General features: G+C 44.8%; 13 protein-coding genes, 1 rRNA gene and 1 other RNA gene. 7 read left to right on the top strand and 8 right to left on the bottom strand.

The window, feature by feature from the left end; all coding sequences use genetic code 11:
* The 3 genes from G3RUM_RS02405 to G3RUM_RS02395 form a co-directional block, all read right to left on the bottom strand.
* Nucleotides 1-438 (bottom strand): 16S ribosomal RNA (locus G3RUM_RS02405); the annotation flags it as partial.
* 264 nt (nucleotides 439-702) lie between these two features.
* The gene (gyrA, locus tag G3RUM_RS02400; protein ID WP_129735027.1) at nucleotides 703-3,270 is read right to left on the bottom strand and encodes a DNA gyrase subunit A; all 2,568 of its coding nucleotides are present in this window, start codon (nucleotides 3,268-3,270) and stop codon (nucleotides 703-705) included.
* 9 nt (nucleotides 3,271-3,279) lie between these two features.
* On the bottom strand, nucleotides 3,280-5,265 hold the full coding sequence (locus tag G3RUM_RS02395) for a DNA gyrase/topoisomerase IV subunit B (RefSeq protein WP_129735025.1): 1,986 nt from the start codon (nucleotides 5,263-5,265) through the stop codon (nucleotides 3,280-3,282).
* 79 nt (nucleotides 5,266-5,344) lie between these two features.
* Between G3RUM_RS02395 and G3RUM_RS02390 the strand changes: the two genes are divergently transcribed.
* Nucleotides 5,345-6,499, top strand: a complete 1,155-nt coding sequence (locus G3RUM_RS02390; RefSeq protein WP_129735023.1) for a cysteine desulfurase family protein — start codon at nucleotides 5,345-5,347, stop codon at nucleotides 6,497-6,499.
* Here the strand turns inward: G3RUM_RS02390 and G3RUM_RS02385 are convergent.
* From G3RUM_RS02385 to G3RUM_RS02370, 4 genes are all read right to left on the bottom strand, one after another.
* On the bottom strand, nucleotides 6,474-6,875 hold the full coding sequence (locus G3RUM_RS02385; protein ID WP_129735021.1) for an iron-sulfur cluster assembly scaffold protein: 402 nt from the start codon (nucleotides 6,873-6,875) through the stop codon (nucleotides 6,474-6,476). The genes G3RUM_RS02390 and G3RUM_RS02385 overlap by 26 nt on opposite strands.
* A 24-nt stretch (nucleotides 6,876-6,899) precedes the next feature.
* Entirely contained in the window at nucleotides 6,900-9,629 is a 2,730-nt protein-coding gene (locus G3RUM_RS02380) for a DUF8128 domain-containing protein (RefSeq protein ID WP_129735019.1), read from the bottom strand.
* 109 nt (nucleotides 9,630-9,738) lie between these two features.
* Nucleotides 9,739-10,266, bottom strand: a complete 528-nt coding sequence (locus tag G3RUM_RS02375) for a hypothetical protein (RefSeq protein WP_129735017.1) — start codon at nucleotides 10,264-10,266, stop codon at nucleotides 9,739-9,741.
* A 17-nt stretch (nucleotides 10,267-10,283) separates the two neighbouring features.
* Nucleotides 10,284-10,637 carry a hypothetical protein gene (locus G3RUM_RS02370; protein WP_129735015.1) on the bottom strand — a complete coding sequence of 118 codons (354 nt, stop codon included), beginning with the start codon at nucleotides 10,635-10,637 and terminating at the stop codon, nucleotides 10,284-10,286.
* 645 nt (nucleotides 10,638-11,282) lie between these two features.
* Between G3RUM_RS02370 and ssrA the strand changes: the two genes are divergently transcribed.
* From ssrA to rpmB, 6 genes are all read left to right on the top strand, one after another.
* Nucleotides 11,283-11,636: a transfer-messenger RNA gene (ssrA, locus tag G3RUM_RS02365) on the top strand.
* Nucleotides 11,637-12,120: 484 nt separating this feature from the next.
* Nucleotides 12,121-13,635: a YifB family Mg chelatase-like AAA ATPase gene (locus G3RUM_RS02360; protein WP_129735013.1), complete on the top strand. Its 1,515-nt coding sequence runs from the start codon at nucleotides 12,121-12,123 to the stop codon at nucleotides 13,633-13,635.
* A 38-nt stretch (nucleotides 13,636-13,673) separates the two neighbouring features.
* A complete protein-coding gene (gene infC / locus G3RUM_RS02355) occupies nucleotides 13,674-14,249 on the top strand; it encodes a translation initiation factor IF-3 (protein WP_164998339.1) in 576 nt (191 codons plus the stop codon).
* Between the two features lie 109 nt (nucleotides 14,250-14,358).
* The gene (gene rpmI / locus G3RUM_RS02350) at nucleotides 14,359-14,553 is read left to right on the top strand and encodes a 50S ribosomal protein L35 (RefSeq protein WP_129735009.1); all 195 of its coding nucleotides are present in this window, start codon (nucleotides 14,359-14,361) and stop codon (nucleotides 14,551-14,553) included.
* 2 nt (nucleotides 14,554-14,555) lie between these two features.
* A complete protein-coding gene (rplT, locus tag G3RUM_RS02345; protein ID WP_195157058.1) occupies nucleotides 14,556-14,903 on the top strand; it encodes a 50S ribosomal protein L20 in 348 nt (115 codons plus the stop codon).
* A 1-nt stretch (nucleotide 14,904) separates the two neighbouring features.
* Nucleotides 14,905-15,132, top strand: a complete 228-nt coding sequence (gene rpmB, locus G3RUM_RS02340; protein WP_129735005.1) for a 50S ribosomal protein L28 — start codon at nucleotides 14,905-14,907, stop codon at nucleotides 15,130-15,132.
* A 56-nt stretch (nucleotides 15,133-15,188) separates the two neighbouring features.
* Here the strand turns inward: rpmB and G3RUM_RS02335 are convergent, their stop codons facing one another.
* Nucleotides 15,189-15,884 (bottom strand): hypothetical protein, encoded by a 696-nt coding sequence (locus G3RUM_RS02335; RefSeq protein ID WP_129735003.1) that lies wholly within the window; start codon nucleotides 15,882-15,884, stop codon nucleotides 15,189-15,191.
* Nucleotides 15,885-15,930 lie beyond the last annotated feature (46 nt).

Below are 15,930 nucleotides of genomic sequence, written 5' to 3'. Positions count from 1 at the left end.
GCGTTGCTCCATCAGGCTTTCGCCCATTGTGAAAGATTCCCTACTGCTGCCTCCCGTAGGAGTCTGGGCCGTGTCTCAGTCCCAGTCTGGATGATCATCTTCTCAAACCATCTAACGATCGTCGACTTGGTAGGCCGTTACCCTACCAACTATCTAATCGTACGCAGGCCAGTCCCAAACCGGATAAATCCTTTAATCCGAAGATCACATGCGGTATTAGCCACTCTTTCGAGTAGTTATCCCTCAGTTTGGGGTCCGTTCCCACGCGTTACTCAGCCGTCCGCCGCTCGTCAGCAGTTTCACTGTTCCCTCGAATTCTTCCACTTGCACGTTGGCCAAGTGTGTCAAGGAAACGGTGAAACCCTGTTACCGCTCGACTTGCATGTATTAGGCACGCCGCCAGCATTCATCCTGAGCCAGGATCAAACTCTCCATTAAAGTGTTTAGTTTGATTGTTCAAGCGTTCGAGAGAAAAGAAACTTTAGTTTCTTTTCAGAGAACGCGAAGAACTATACTTAGCTTTGCTAAGATAAAACTCAACATAAAATATAAACTGACGATGATTAATTGCACAACTAAATTGTTAAAATATTTCCAAAGACTGTTAAAATAACTACTCGCAGCTTTAGACTGATACCATCTTATCGCAGTCCGGGTTTTTTGTCAATACTTTTTTTGAATTTTTGTCACGTTTCTTGAAATTTAAGCCGGTTTATCTTGCTCTTCTTCTGGCAAAACTATTCCAATGGAAGCTACGCTGTCGCCTTCACTCATTTTCATGATGCGAACACCCTGGGTAGCACGGCCGAGCGTCGGGATCTCTTTCATCGCTACGCGGATAGCCTGGCCCTTGGTAGACATCATAATTACTTCTTTGGCGAGTGGATCTAGAGTATGAACTGCCACAATCGGGCCGGTCTTTTCGGTAACAGCAGCTACCTTAATGCCCACACCGCCTCGCTTGTGTGGTGGGAAGTTAGAAACTAGGGTGGCTTTGCCGTAACCGTTGGCGGATACCACGATGAGCTTTTGCTTAGGATCAGTTACTACATCCATACCGACAATTTCGTCCTTCGGGCGGAGGCGCATACCACGCACTCCCATAGCAGCGCGACCCATGGCGCGAACTTCTTTTTCGTTGAACCGAGTGGCCTGGCCAGCAGAGGTGCTAATAACGATGTCGTTTTCGCCGGTGGTTTCTTGGACCCATTTGAGTTCGTCACCTTCGTCTAGCTTAATGGCAATCAGACCGTTGCTACGGACGTTAAAGAAGTCTTTGATTGCAGATTTTTTGATAGTGCCCTTCTTGGTAGCCATGAAGAGGTAACCGTTAGCGCCAGCGTCACCCTGTTTGATGATGGCAGTGATTTTCTCTTCTGGGTGCATATTGAGCATGTTAACAGCGGCAGTACCCTTGGCGGCGAGAGAAGCCTGGGGCACTTCGTAAGCTTTCATGCGGAACAATCTTCCCTGGTTGGTAAAGAAAAGTAAGAAGTCGTGCGAATTGGCAGTAAGAATCTGAGCGATGACGTCTTCTTCTTTGGTAGTCATACCACGCTTACCTTTGCCACCTCTATTCTGTTTACGGAAATCGGTCTGTGGTACGCGCTTCATATAGTTTTCGGAGGTGAGCAAAATAACACTCTCCTCTTCTGGGATGAGTTCTTCTTCGGAGAATTTACCAACTTCGTGATTGATAATCTTGGAACGACGCTTGTCACCATATTTATCTTTGAGGGCGATAAGCTCTTCCTTGATGACGCGTAGAATTTCGTTCTCGTCGGCAAGGATAGCTTCGAGCGTGGCGATAAGCTCATGAAGCTGCTTTAATTCTTCTTCAATTTTGTCGCGCTCTAGACCTTGCAAACGGCGAAGTTGCATCTGTAAGATAGCGTTGGCCTGGATTTCTGAAAGACCAAATTTGCTCATCAATTGTTTATCGGCGTCATCGTAAGATGAACGGATGACTTTGATAACTTCGTCAATATTATCTAGAGCGATCTTCAAACCTTCCAAGATATGAGCGCGCTCTTTGGCTTTTTTCAGCTCAAACTCGGTACGGCGCCGGACAACCTTTTGGCGGTGCTTGATGAATTCACCTAAGATTTCCTTTAGTCCTAAGATACGCGGTTGAACACCGTCTACTAGAGCTAGCATGTTGTAGTGAAAAGCGGTCTGCAAGCCAGTCATCTTGTAGAGCTGATTTAAAATCTTTTTTGGGAAGGCATCTTTTTTGAGTTCTACTACAATGCGGATTTTACCACGGGCGGATTCGTCACGAGCATCGGCAATGTGATCTAATTTTTTAGATAAGACAAGCTCGCGAACTTTCTCGATAAAGCCCTCTTTACTCATGCCGTAAGGAACTTCGGTAACTACGATGTTGTAGCGGCCATTTTTGCGCTCTTCAATATTAGTGACGGCGCGGATAACGACAGAGCCTTTACCGGTGGCGTAAGCTTGGCGCATTGGGGCGCCCCCGTAAACTTCGGCACCGGTTGGAAAATCTGGGCCTTTGACGTATTTCATTAGTTCATCTAGGGCAATTTCCGGGTTATCTATCTGGGCAACGGTGGCATCTACTAGCTCGCCAAGGTTGTGCGGTGGGATATTGGTAGCCATACCTACGGCGATACCCATCTGGCCGTTTAAGAGAATGTTTGGCAAAGCGGCCGGCAATACTACTGGCTCTTGTTCGGTACCGTCAAAGTTGTCGCGGAAATCTACGGTGTCTTTCTCTATATCAGTGAGAAGTTCGGCGCCAACCTTATCCATACGAGCCTCGGTGTAACGGTAAGCGGCTGGTTCGTCGCCATCCATTGAACCGAAGTTACCCTGGCCTTCTATCAGAGTGTAGCGCATTTTCCAAGGCTGGGCGAGGTTAACCATTGCCATGTAGATAGACGAGTCGCCGTGTGGGTGGTATTTACCCATGACGTCACCGACGATACGAGCGGATTTCACTGTAGCATGGGGGGCTTTCCAGCCGTTTTTATTCATCGTGTAGAGAATACGGCGGTTTACGGGCTTGAGGCCGTCGCGGACATCAGGGAGTGCGCGGTCAATAATAACGGACATGGAATACTTCAGGAAGTATTCCTCCATGGTGTTTTCGACGCCACGGCGCTCGATACCATCAACAATAGTGTTAGACCCTTCAGAATCATCTCCCTCGGACACACTCGAGGGCGCTCGCTCAAGCTTACGGTCCTCGGAAGATAATTCTTCAGGGTCTACATTTTGGTTATTTTTACTCTTATCGTCTTCCATATTTTCTCCTTAGAAGTCTAGATCATCCAAATCCACGCTAGCAGCGCCGGCCTGGATGAAGTTTTTGCGGAGGTCGACCTGGTCTCCCATTAACTTCGTGAATACTGCGTCAGCCTTTTCAGCATCATCGATGTGTACCTGGACTAGGATGCGGTTTTCTGGGTCCATCGTGGTTTCCCAAAGTTGCTTAGCGTCCATTTCGCCTAGACCCTTAAAGCGCTGCTGGGCGGTGTAGCCAGCTTGCTTAAAGCGCTCTCCAGATTCGTCGATCTTGGTACCGTTTTTGCGACGTTCTTCAATTTTCTCGGTTAATTTATTTTCTAGAGCAACTTCGTCGTAGAGATAATCTATCTTGCGGGTACTACCGGTGCCTTTGATTAAACCAAACAGAGGTGGTTTAGCTAAGTAAACATGTCCTGTCTCTATTACTTGAGGCATATAGCGGAAGAAGAAAGTCATAAGCAAAGTGGCAATATGAAGACCGTCGACGTCGGCATCAGTCATGAAGATAATTTTGTCGTAGCGCAGACCATCTATATTGAACTGTTCCCCGATGCCTACGCCGAGGCCTTTAATCAGAGAGACGAGCTCTTGGTTGGCGAGCATTTTATCTAGGCGGGCACGTTCGGTATTTAGTACCTTACCGCGAAGGGGCAAGATAGCTTGGATTTGCGGATTACGGCCTTCCTTAGCAGAACCAGCGGCAGAGTTACCCTCTACGATGAAGAGTTCGCAATCTTCCCTGTTGCGGCTAGAACAATCGGCGAGTTTAGATGGCAAGTTTAGACCCTCAAAGGCGCCTTTTCTAATGACGTTATCTCTGGCGGCGCGGGCAGCTTTGCGAGCGCGGGCAGCGAGAGTGGCTTTGTTGACGATTTTTTTAGCAATGGCGGGGTTTTCTTCTAGATAATAGCCGAAATATTCGGTCATTACCTTGTCTACATAGCCGCGGACCTCTGGGTTGCCAAGCTTGTTTTTGGTCTGACCTTCAAACTGAGGATCGGGCAGTTTTACCAAGATAACAGCGGTGAGGCCTTCTTTGATGTCGTCCCCTGTTAAGTTGTCTTCTTTCTCTTTCAAAAGACCGTTTTTGCGGGCGTAATCGTTCACCGTGCGGGTAAGGCCGGTGCGAAAACCAACTACATGCATGCCACCATCTGGGGTAAGAACGTTGTTAGCAAAAGGTTTCATGGTCTCGGCGTAGCTGTCGTTGTATTGCAAAGCAATTTCTACAGCCGAGTCACCGATTTGCTTGTCTACATAGAAGATATCATCAGAGAGGACTTCTTTGCCATTATTGAGGCGTTTGACGTAACTTTTGATACCGCCCTCAAAGTAGAAAGCTTCGTGGGCACCGGTACGTTCATCTGTGACGGTGATTAGGATGCCCTTGGTAAGATAGGCCTGATGACGGGCGTAGTTAGATACCCAGTTATAGTCAAAAGTGGTGGTTTCTTTAAAGATAGAGGGGTCGGGATAGAAAGTAATAGAGGTACCAGAATTACGCGGAGTGCCCTTGGTGATCTTTAGCTCAGAAGTGGGCTTACCGACATCAAACTCAATATGGTGAGATTTACCGTCGCGGTAAACTTCGGCTACCATATGGGTAGAAAGGGCATTTACTACTGAGGAGCCTACACCGTGTAGGCCAGATGAGACCTTGTAACCGCCGTCGCCGAACTTACCGCCAGCATGAAGCACGGTAAGAACCGTCTCTAGAGTGGATTTACCAGTTTTGGGATGGATGTCTACAGGGATACCGCGGCCGTTGTCGTCGATACGGACGCCGCCGTCTTTTAGGATAGTGATATCAATTTTGTTTGCGTAGCCCGCGATAGCTTCGTCGATAGAGTTATCAGCGATTTCCTTGATAAGGTGATGCAAGCCATCGTAACCGGTAGAACCGATATACATGCCAGGGCGTAAACGGACAGGCTCGAGGCCCTCTAGTACCCGAATTTCTGACGAGTCGTAATCTCCCGCTTTGTCAGCCATTTTTGTTATACCTCTTCTTAATATACCTCTCTAATATACACCTTAAGGGCGAAAAATTCAAGCGTGGTATAATGTGGGCATGGTTTATTTAGACTATGCAGCAACGAGCCCGCTGTTACCTGAAGTAATGAAGGCAATGCACCAGGCGGAAACGCGGTTTTTTGCTAACGCATCAGCCCTGCATACCCCTGGACATTTAGCAATGAACCAAATAGAACATACGCGCGAATTACTGGCGCGACTGATAAATGCTGAGCCAGAAGAGATTATTTTTACTTCGGGGGCGTCAGAGAGCAATAATACTGTAATCCGCACTTTTGAGGGGCATCAAATAGAGACTTCGCCTCTGGAACATCATTCTATTATAGAGACGGCGCAAGAATATAGGGGTGAAAAATTGCCAAAATTATACTCTTATATGCTAGTAAATAACGAAATTGGAGAAGTTTTGAATTTGGCTGGGGTAGTAGAGCGGGCCGGTAGAGATAAGGTCATAGATTGTCCAGAAATGTTTGATAAGAAGAATGGTTGGGGGAAGCCACTAGTAGCAGTAAAAAAAGGTGCCTACGTGCATTCTGATCTAACCCAGGCGCTAGGTAAAATGCCGATAGATGTGAAAGCGTTAGGGGCGGACTATGCGACATTTTCCGCGCATAAAATAGGCGGGCCAGTGGGCGTGGGGGCGCTATATGTACGAAAAGGGGTGCCTTTGAAACCTTTGATTATCGGAGGTAATCAGGAAAATAAACGGCGAGGTGGCACTTATAACACGGTGGGTATTGTAGGGTTTGGTGCGGCATTAGAATATGTTTTAAGAGAAAAAACCTGGAAGAAATACGACACTACAATACGTGATTTAAGGGATGAGCTGGCTGAGAGAATCCTAGCCGAGATTCCAGGAAGCTCGCTTAATACAGACTTAACACCGGGTGTCTCCCTACCAAATATCTTAAACGCATCTTTTCAGGCAGCGGAAGGTGAATCTATCCAGTTATATCTAGATGCAGAGGAGATAGTGGTTTCTACTGGTTCAGCCTGTGCGGCCGGAGACACTAAGCCATCACACGTACTAATGGCAAAAACTGGGGATGCCGAGGTGGCGCATTCTTCGATACGGTTCTCTTTTGGGTTAGAAAATACCAAGGAAGACGTAGAGGCGGTAATGCGGGTGTTGCCAGGAATTATTGAAAGACTACAACAAATTAGCACTATTGCTGCCGATAATTCTCGATAGCGTTCCTTAACGCATCGTGGCCCAAAACAGAACAATGAAACTTGTGCTTGGGGAGTTTCCCAAGGTAGTTATCAATATCTTCGGCAGAGATCTTGAGGGCTTCGTCTAGAGTCTTCCCCTTAGCAAGTTCGGAAAGCGCTGAGGTAGAAGCGATGGCTGAAGCGCAACCGTAAGTCTTCCAGCGTAGGTCGGTGATTTTGTCGGTTATCGGGTCAACTTTGATAAACATTTTCATCTGGTCACCACAGATAGGGTTACCTACTATACCGGTAGCGTCGCACTCAAACTTGCTCTCGTCGCCCATAAGGAAGTTGCGCGGGTTCAAAAAGTGGTCTTTTACGGTATCGGTATAAATCCAATCTTGCCCTTCGTTCATGGTCAAGATTATAACATAAATATCCTAGCGGACTCTAAACACAGCTTCGTCTGGCCGTGATTTTGGTTCTGGTTCCGGGGTGGAGTCTGGGGTGTTTACTGGCGTGGGGGTCGGAGTTGGTTCAGGCGATTTTGGGGCGGGGGTAGGATTTTTAGCGATCCAGTCGTCTAAAAAGCCTTTTTTAGACGATTTTGGGGCCGCTGGAGCAGTTTTAGGCGCGGAGCTAGTATTCTTACCATTTTTAGCAGACGTCGCGTCTGTGGGGCTTTTAGGAGGCTCTGGCGCAATTTCTGAAGTTTCGGCCTTTTTAGCCTTTTCGGCGGCGCTCCAACGATCCTGGATTTCTTTTTCTACTTCGGCGCGAGTTTTGCCAAACTTAGTAGCAGAATAGGCCTTTAGGCTATCCATTAACTCCTCGTTTGGTTCCCCCATCGGAGCGGGTAATTTCATTGTGAAAGGAGCGGATGGCATATCGAACATCATCACCTTAGCCACAGCGGAGAAATTGGGAGTCTTAGTGAGATCTTCGGCGGTAAAAGTGGGAGTAAAGGCTTTCACCATCAAATCTGCGTCTGTTACACCGATACGGCCACAAATAATGGTGCCGACGTTACCAAGTAACGCCTCCCGAATTTTCTCGGTAAGCTGAGTCATGAACTGGTTGGCTACGATAAGGTTAAGGCGATATTTTCGAGCTTCCGAAAGAATAGATTCGAAGCTATCAGTAGCGAAATTCTGAAACTCATCTACATAAAGACAAAAATCCTGACGTTCCTCTTCTGGAATATCTTGACGGCTCATGGCGGCCTGCTGAAACTTCATGACAAAAATCATACCGAGAAGGTTGGCATTGATATCACCGAGACGCCCCTTGGAAAGGTTAACCAGGAAAATTTTTTTATTGTCCATGATTTCGCGGATATTAAAGCCGGATTTTACCTGTCCGAGAGTATTTCTCATAATGGTATTAGAGATGAAGGGCCCCCATTTGCTAGAGAACCAAGTGATAACTTCCCCAGCATCGTTACTCTTCTGAGAAGCTGGAAACTCTTTAGTCCAGTAATCGTAAACGGCTTTGTCTGTGACATACTTAAGTTTAGATTTAACAAATTCGGCATCAGTGAAACACTGAGGGATGTCAATAAAGGTAGCGCCGGCAGGGTCACTCATCAGAAGAAGAGCCGCATTTCTGAACATGTGCTGGCCACGAGGGCCAAAGAAGCCTTGGTTATTGGGGTCAAATAAGGATTGGAGCATACTAATTCCCTCTTGTACAATGAAATCTTTCTGATCGGCAGTAGTAAATTCAAACATGTTCATGCCGACCGGGTGTTCAATATCGGCCGGGTCGAAGTAGATCACGTCGTCAATACGTTCCTCTGGCACACGTTGAAGAAGGGCTTCTACGGCATCGCCATGGGGGTCGATAAAGGCAAAACCACGGCCATCGCACATATCTTGGAAGGCAATGTTTTCAAGAAAGACAGATTTACCCATACCGGTTTGCCCAATGACATACATATGGCGACGGCGGTTTTTCTCGTCAAGATAGATAGCTTTTTGGGTGCCACGGAATTCGTTGGTTCCCAAAAATACACCTTCGGTAGCTAGCCGAGCTGGACCGTCTACTTGTTTGGTGAGCTGACGTTCAACCTGGGAGTTAGGAATAGAAGTTTGTTCCGGCAGATGAAAAATAGAAGCTAGCTCCACACTATTAAGGATATTTGAGCGCATCCGGAGTGGGAAAAATCTAAAAGTATAGTCAATAGCGAGTTTTTTAGGATCTTTAAAGGTATTAACTTTGAAGCCGTTGAGCTCTGGCGAGTTAAACTGAGAAAAGGCCGAGATGATACCGCCCACAATCGCTTCTGAGCGGGGTTTATTTTCGGAACTGGCTATAACACGAATCAAGGTTTCAAAAGCTGGAAAACGCATTTTATTGGTAATGGCCGTAATCTCGTCTTGTTTAATATTAGTTATAGTTTCCTGTTCATGTTTTTCGTGCTCACCAGGTACTTCCCAAGGGGCCCGAATCAGATCCATGGCAAAATCGCCAATTCCGGACCCAATAGTCTTTTTCTTTTTGCCTTTTTGCATGTTTTCGATGTATTGTTTGGCACTTTCTGACCAATTTTTTTGTGCAGGACGGAATAAAATTTGTACGGAAGCGCCTTCGTTTTTACCCACACTAGAGAGCGCGTTCAGAATAGCCATTTGAGCATCGCGTTTGGTATCTTCATAAGTAGCAATTGGATAGTAAAAGTCTTTACTTAAAGTAAGTTCGGCTCCCGCTACGGCTTCAACACCGGCACCACCCTTAAAAATGTTGTCTTCGCGTTTTTCTTCGAGGCGAGCGGTGGGATAGGCCGACTGCACAGCTTGGCGTACCGTCTCTTTAAGAACCGCCGGAACTATCGCATAGTATTTGATAAATCCGTTCTTGGCTATAATTTCCAGAGAAAAATGGCGTTGTCCGTAGAGTTTGGTCTTAAGTCCTTTAGTAATAGTAGAAGAGAGGATTGAGTACATCACCTGTGCTTTAGAGATTGCTTCATTAGCAATGTCGCGCTTATCACGACCGCTAGCCTCAATATCATCGGTAGTAGGTGGTAGGTGGATTAAAAGTGGTACCATCTTGAGGCCACGCTCGTATTTTTTAGCTCTGCGAAGTTTAGAGATACGAGTGCCACCAAAAATCGCGGCGATAACGCCGATTGCTAGAATTGCGACGAGTACCACCACCCAAGGTTCCATTAGTCCCGATACCTTTCTTCAAGAAACGTATTACTAAATAACCTAACTAGGCAACACGGTTTAGCTGTTAGTCCTAGACTGTTGTAAAAAATACTAAAACAGGTACAGATCATACGTCTTCCTTCCATGCCGAATTGTTGCCAAACGAATTGGTGAGATTTGCGATAGTCATGTTTCTGGCAGCATCATAAAAGTCGGCGATGTCCCCGGTGTGGTCGAGTCGACTACTAGCTGCGTTTATTTCTTTAAGAGCGGCGGGGTCTAGTCTGTCGTCAGTCTTAATTACGGTTTTATCAAAACTATGTTCTATGGCTTTAGTTTGATCGATGATTTCTGGATTGAGTTCTTCAGTTGCACCCGGAGGCATGGTAGGCTCAATTACGCCGAGCTCAACGCTGGGTGGATACTGATCGCCTTGTCGGTCCTTGTCATAATTACTAGATAGGCCTATAAGTTTGTTGCCGACTTCCTGAGGGTTGCGCTGCCAAGAAATTGAGGCGTCGTCGGCATGGAGACTTTCGTTGGTGTCTGGGTTGGAGGATTCTGGAGCTACACCGGCACCCTCTGTAAGGCCGGAAGCAAAAAGATCAGAATTTGCGATTCTACTGTCCGATTGCCCATTCTGACCATAGTCCATATGCTTATTTTATCACACTAGATGCGTTTTGCTACTAGAAATTCTGCCAAAAATATAAACAAACAGATCAACGCTGTAGTCCAGAGGTTAATAGCACCAAAAGAGCATGCCATCAGGAACATGATCGGCCCAAACGCCAGTACTGCAGAGTAAAGGTAATCTTTGCCGCGAAAAGTGTCTTTTTTGAATGCTAGATACATAAAACTTTGCATGATAAGCGTAATTATTCCAAATGCCACTAAATAAACTGTTGTAAAAAATAATAAAACTCCGAACGGTCCAATTTCCGTCGGAGATGTGAATCCTAGCATACTTAGTAAAGCTGCGAGTCCAACTATGCTAACGATAATAACAACACGGTTATGTTTCATAACCAATATTGTAACACAAAACTGGTAAGCCCCCAAGTGTTTATCTATGTTTTGTGGGGGGCGGGGGGTTATCCGACTCTTATAAACACAACTATTGGCCGCAACCCCTGATCCGCTTTTCCCTATTGACCGCTTCACGCTAGGTGAAGCATTGTCCTTGCTGCCGTTTTCTTTCATTCTGGTTTATGGTTTGCTTTATGGAAGGTGCTAATGAAAGATTTGACTGCGCGCTCTACGTCTTTGACCTTTGTGGTCTTTTGGCGGAGCTCTAGGTAATTCCTATTTGTAATTTATGGCTAGAAATTACCTTTTCGCCCGCCAAGCTTTATGGTTTATTTCTAGCTTTGAATCTCTTCTTCTTCATGCTTTCCTTTTGTTTTTAGTTTTTGTTTTAGTCATCTCGACTGTCTTGATATTAGCATAAAAATTATAAAAAATCAATAGATTTGTTCAACTTTTTTAGAGTATTTTCTACAACATTTTATCTATTTATTCCCTGTTCTAAATTTTTGTACAAACTGTTGTAAAATTAACAACAGTTTAGCTATTTTGATGTTTTATTTTTGCAATATTCGTGTCGACCCGACCGTTGAAGCTTGGTTCAAGTTGTGCTTAGATGGGGTTTATGGTATAATGAGATTAGTTGGGGCTGACAAAGCTTAGACGAATTGTTAACAGTTGTGAGGCGTGCCGATTGAATACCGTAAGTATTAATAAGTGTAAAAAACACAAAAACCGCGCATGTTGCATACATGCCGGCTTATGCCTAATTTATTTATAGGCTGGTTCTGGTTCAAGACTCCGTAGGGCTAGGATTATTATATAACGGAGATAAGGTTATTTAATTAGCGAGAAATAATTCGAAAATTAGCTATGGCTATTGTTAGTTTCGTTTTCTGCAGCTAGCAATGTGTGCCAAGATAAAACAGAAAACTATGTGCGTAGAATCACAACCCTGTGACAGTACGGACGGGGAGGCAGTATCCCCCAGCTCCACCACGGAAAGAGCGAGGAAAAACGTAGTTTCTTTCTAAGCGAGTTTGTAAAACTAAAAATCGAGAGCTTGCTCTCGTATTTTTGTTCTAGAGTTTGCGGAAAGTAGCGAAGGCGCTTTGTCTAGGCGACTGGCTGTGGTCTCGTTCGCAAAACGTGCAGACTATACTTTTAAAAACCATAGAAAGAGGCCGGTAACTGCGAGGAAAACCGGCCTGCTTTGTAGAGTGTGGAGTTATTTTGGCTAAATTTTTGTTTTGACCTTTTGAATAATTTTTTTATTCAAAAGCTATCTCTATAATATCGCGAAAAAATGCTAATGTCAATACATTTTTTGAACAATTTTTTGTATTTTTTAGCGAGTTTTCCACAAGCATTTTCATGTTCTGAAATTGTCCATTGTTTGTTTTTCGGTTAAACCGTGGCTAAAATAAGCATGGGCTTGAAGCCGGGGGTTGAAAATTTAATATTGTCATGGTAGCTAAAGCGTATGATCGCTAAAATTCATTCTGCAATCCCCTACGGCTTCGGGGGCAAACTAGTAGAAGTCGAGGGGGACATGAATAGGGGGTTACCGGCGTTTAATATCGTTGGCATGGCCAATAAAACCGTCAGTGAGGCAAAAGAGCGCGTGCGTAGTGCGCTAGTGAACTCTGGGTTCTTTTTCCCTGATAAAAAAGTGACGATTAGTCTAGCGCCAGCAGAACTTTTGAAAGACGGAGCATATCTAGATTTACCAATAGCGTTATCGGTATTAGTGCTCTCAAACCAGTTAATCAAAGGAGATGTAGCTGGCAAGATGTTTGTGGGTGAACTATCACTGAATGGCGAAATACGGCCAGTAAAAGGTATTATAAACGTAGTCGAGGCTGCACGAGACGCCGGATATACTGAAATGTACGTACCAAGGAGAAACTTAACTCAGGCCTCGTTGGTAGACAAAATAAACATTTACGGCGTAGATACGCTGCGAGGTCTATTTTTGGCTCTAAAAGGCCAAATAGCACCCCCTGTAGCTAGTGATGCTGGTGTTAACCACAAAAGGGTTGCGAAATGTCTTACGGGTGAGATATTGGACCACATTCGAGGACAAAAACTCGCGAAGCGAGCACTAGAAATTGCGATTGCCGGACATCATAACATTTTAATCTCTGGGCCACCAGGGGCCGGTAAAACTTTACTAGCTAAGGCAGCAGCGAACTTATTACCAGAGTTAACCCCAGCGGAAAAAATTGACATTACTAAAATTTACTCTATTGCTGGAATATCTAAAGATGAGATAGTGGGGGTTAGACCGTTTCGTAACCCTCACCATACGGCGAGTGCTACCTCTATAATTGGCGGTGGGGCAGCGGCCAGTCCAGGGGAAATTTCCCTAGCACATAAAGGGATTTTGTTTTTAGATGAAATACCAGAGTTTCAACGCTCTGTATTAGAGGCATTGCGACAGCCTTTAGAAGATAAAGAAATTTCCGTCTCTAGGGCAAACCATAAGACTACCTATCCAGCGGATTTCATGCTAGTAGCCACAATGAACCCTTGCCCTTGTGGATATCTGGGTGATCCCGCCCATGAATGCAAGTGTACCGAAGTGCAAATTCAAAATTACCAGAAGAAGCTATCTGGACCGTTGTTTGACAGGATAGATATGAATATTAATGTCGAAAAGGTAGACAATACGGATTTGCTAAAAGACTTGCCAGATGAAGCTAGCGAACATAGTGTTGTAAAAAATAATATAACAGAGGCAATCAGGAGACAAAAAGCCCGGTATGGGCGGGATGGAGTTTACAATAGTTCCCTGTCTAGCTTCCAAGTGACTAAGCTGTTCAAAATGGAACCTGCGGCCGAGAAGCTACTAGCTGGGGCTTCGGAGAGTTTAAGCCTTTCGGCTAGATCATATTTTAAAACCATTAAAGTGGCACAGACGATTGCAGATTTAGCTGGAACCGATAAAATTTCAGCCCAACATTTAGCCGAAGCTTTGACCTATAGGAAACGGTAAATTTAACGTTGTTCCCCACCCATATTGCTCTTGTATTTTTGCATAAAGTTTGGTATAATTATCACCAGGTTAATTCAAGAGAAGAAAGGACTATCATAAAAACTACATCACGCACCCGCCTCAATTCGGAAATCCGTTATCCAGAGGTGCGCGTAATTGGTGCTAGTGGAGAGCAGCTTGGCATTATGTCGAGCAAAGAGGCCCAGATTCTCGCGAACGAGCAGGGGGTGGACTTAGTGGAAATCGCCGCTAATGCCAACCCACCGGTCGTTAAGATCATCGACTGGGGTAAATACCAGTACCAGAAGATGAAAGAAGAAGCCAAGAATCGGAAGAAAGCTCGTGAAAAGCAATCCGAGCTAAAACAGATGAAGATTGGCCTAAAAATTAGCGACAATGACCTTAACATTAAAGTCCGTAAGATGCGTGGGTTCCTAGACGACGGCGACCGAGTAAAAATTTTAATAATTTTTCGTGGGCGCGAAATGGCGCACAAAGAGATCGGCCAAGATTTGCTAAATAAAGTGGTTGATTTACTGGGTGAAGGCATCGTCATGGAAGGCAAGCCGCAAATGAACGGGCGTAACCTATCGGCACAAGTACGGAAGAAGTAATTTCCTACTTCCACGGCTTCCCGATTGAACTTTAGGCTATGCGTTGTTGTAAATTTTACAGAAACAGATTAGCCATAAGCAATATTAACCAATAAAAAGGAAAACTATTATGCCAAAGTTAAAGACGCATAAAGGTACCGCTAAGCGGATCAAGATTACCGGTTCTGGCAAGTTGGTGCGTGAGCGGGCGTTCGGGAATCATATTCTCGCAAAAAAGTCTAAAGCCAGGAAGCGCAACATGAAAACTGCTGCTACTATCAATGGCAAAATCAATAAGAATATTAAGAAAGCGTTGGGGGTTTAATCATGAGAGTTAAAAGAGGTGTCGCGGCGCACGCGAAACACAAGAAGATTTTAAAAGCTGCTAAGGGGATGCAACACGCTCGCACTCGTAGTTACCGCTTGGGTAAGCAGGGCGTGATTAAGGCTTTGCAATACAGCTATCGCGATCGTCGCAACAAAAAGCGCGATCTTAGGGCGCTATGGATTACCCGCATCAATAACGCTTCGCGCGAGCTTGGTGTTTCCTACTCGCAGTTGATTGCTGGGATGAAAGCCAAAAACATCAACCTAGATCGTAAAGTTTTGGCAGATTTAGCAGTCAATAATCCTGAGGCGTTTAAGGCAATCGTTAATACGGTAAAGGAGAAATAAGATGGCAATTTGTGAAATTACCGGCAAGGGTAAGATGTACGGCCACAATGTGTCGTTCTCCCAACGCCATACTCGCAAGGTGTTTAAACCAAATGTCTCGAAGCGGACTTTGATTATTAATGGCCAGAAGATTAAGTGCAACGTGTCTACATCGGCACTTCGTACTTTGAAGAAAAAGGGTCTAATTGAATCACCAAAGGCTCGTGCCGAGAAAAAAGCGAGTAAATAAATTATTGTTTTATCAAAAAATCGCCCTTTCGGGCGGTTTTTTGTGTCGTTCTTTGCTTAATGTTGTATATGCCTGATTCGCTTTGCAGTTTCGCTCTGTTTGATTTCGTTAGCAATATACTCCTGAATATCCTTTTTGGTTTTGTTTTCGTTTGGGGACGTTGAGGGAGCTTCGCCAAGGCAAACTACTTCTGTAACGATACCAATATTTGTTCCTTCTGGTATATCCCTGGCGATCGAATTGTACGGCAGCGGTTCCCCTATGGTAATGCTTGGAAAGCGATAATTCGGGTCGTCTTGTCTTCTTTTCAATAAATCTACTTTTTTGTCATTGCCATGATCCAGAAAAACTCCTTGCGAGATATAGTATTGATTGCCGTCATCAGTTCTGATACCAACGACGGAGTTATCATAATCTTCTTCATTGGTCTCGTGGGGAAAATCATCCACTTTACGAGTATGTTTTGTTTCTCCGAAGACAATAGTATCGCCAATCTTACCAAAGTAAACGTTCCCATCTTTATCTTTTCTGTAATCTGGAGACTTTGATGTTTGCTCTAAGGATCTGTCGAATTTAATTTTTTCTGTGTCCAAATTTTTTGCGATATCTCGGCCAATTTTGTTATCTATTCGTGTTAGATTCTCGGTATCCATTGATTTAATATGTTCTTCGAATGATGGAAATTCGGCGGCATCCCCGTCATCTTGATGGGCAGGGGTTTGCTCCCCACTTGGAAATGAATTGTGGTTCATTTTACCTCCTTTATTTTATTATTATTTCGTCGCTTACATAAAAAAC

Origin of the sequence: Candidatus Nanosyncoccus alces, from assembly GCF_004138395.1 — a bacterium.
Taxonomy (GTDB): Bacteria; Patescibacteriota; Saccharimonadia; order Saccharimonadales; family Saccharimonadaceae; genus Nanosyncoccus; species Nanosyncoccus alces.
This window is presented reverse-complemented; position numbering and strand designations above follow the sequence as displayed.

Excerpts from the sequence above, each read along its gene's own strand:
- gyrA (WP_129735027.1), bottom strand. The coding sequence starts at position 3,270 with ATGGAAGACGATAAGAGTAAAAATAACCAAAATGTAGACCCTGAAGAA.
- rpmB (WP_129735005.1), top strand. The coding sequence starts at position 14,905 with ATGGCAATTTGTGAAATTACCGGCAAGGGTAAGATGTACGGCCACAAT.
- G3RUM_RS02370 (WP_129735015.1), bottom strand. The coding sequence starts at position 10,637 with ATGAAACATAACCGTGTTGTTATTATCGTTAGCATAGTTGGACTCGCA.
- G3RUM_RS02380 (WP_129735019.1), bottom strand. The coding sequence starts at position 9,629 with ATGGAACCTTGGGTGGTGGTACTCGTCGCAATTCTAGCAATCGGCGTT.
- G3RUM_RS02375 (WP_129735017.1), bottom strand. The coding sequence starts at position 10,266 with ATGGACTATGGTCAGAATGGGCAATCGGACAGTAGAATCGCAAATTCT.
- G3RUM_RS02395 (WP_129735025.1), bottom strand. The coding sequence starts at position 5,265 with ATGGCTGACAAAGCGGGAGATTACGACTCGTCAGAAATTCGGGTACTA.
- G3RUM_RS02385 (WP_129735021.1), bottom strand. The coding sequence starts at position 6,875 with ATGAACGAAGGGCAAGATTGGATTTATACCGATACCGTAAAAGACCAC.
- rpmI (WP_129735009.1), top strand. The coding sequence starts at position 14,359 with ATGCCAAAGTTAAAGACGCATAAAGGTACCGCTAAGCGGATCAAGATT.
- G3RUM_RS02390 (WP_129735023.1), top strand. The coding sequence starts at position 5,345 with ATGGTTTATTTAGACTATGCAGCAACGAGCCCGCTGTTACCTGAAGTA.
- G3RUM_RS02360 (WP_129735013.1), top strand. The coding sequence starts at position 12,121 with ATGATCGCTAAAATTCATTCTGCAATCCCCTACGGCTTCGGGGGCAAA.
- rplT (WP_195157058.1), top strand. The coding sequence starts at position 14,556 with ATGAGAGTTAAAAGAGGTGTCGCGGCGCACGCGAAACACAAGAAGATT.
- G3RUM_RS02335 (WP_129735003.1), bottom strand. The coding sequence starts at position 15,884 with ATGAACCACAATTCATTTCCAAGTGGGGAGCAAACCCCTGCCCATCAA.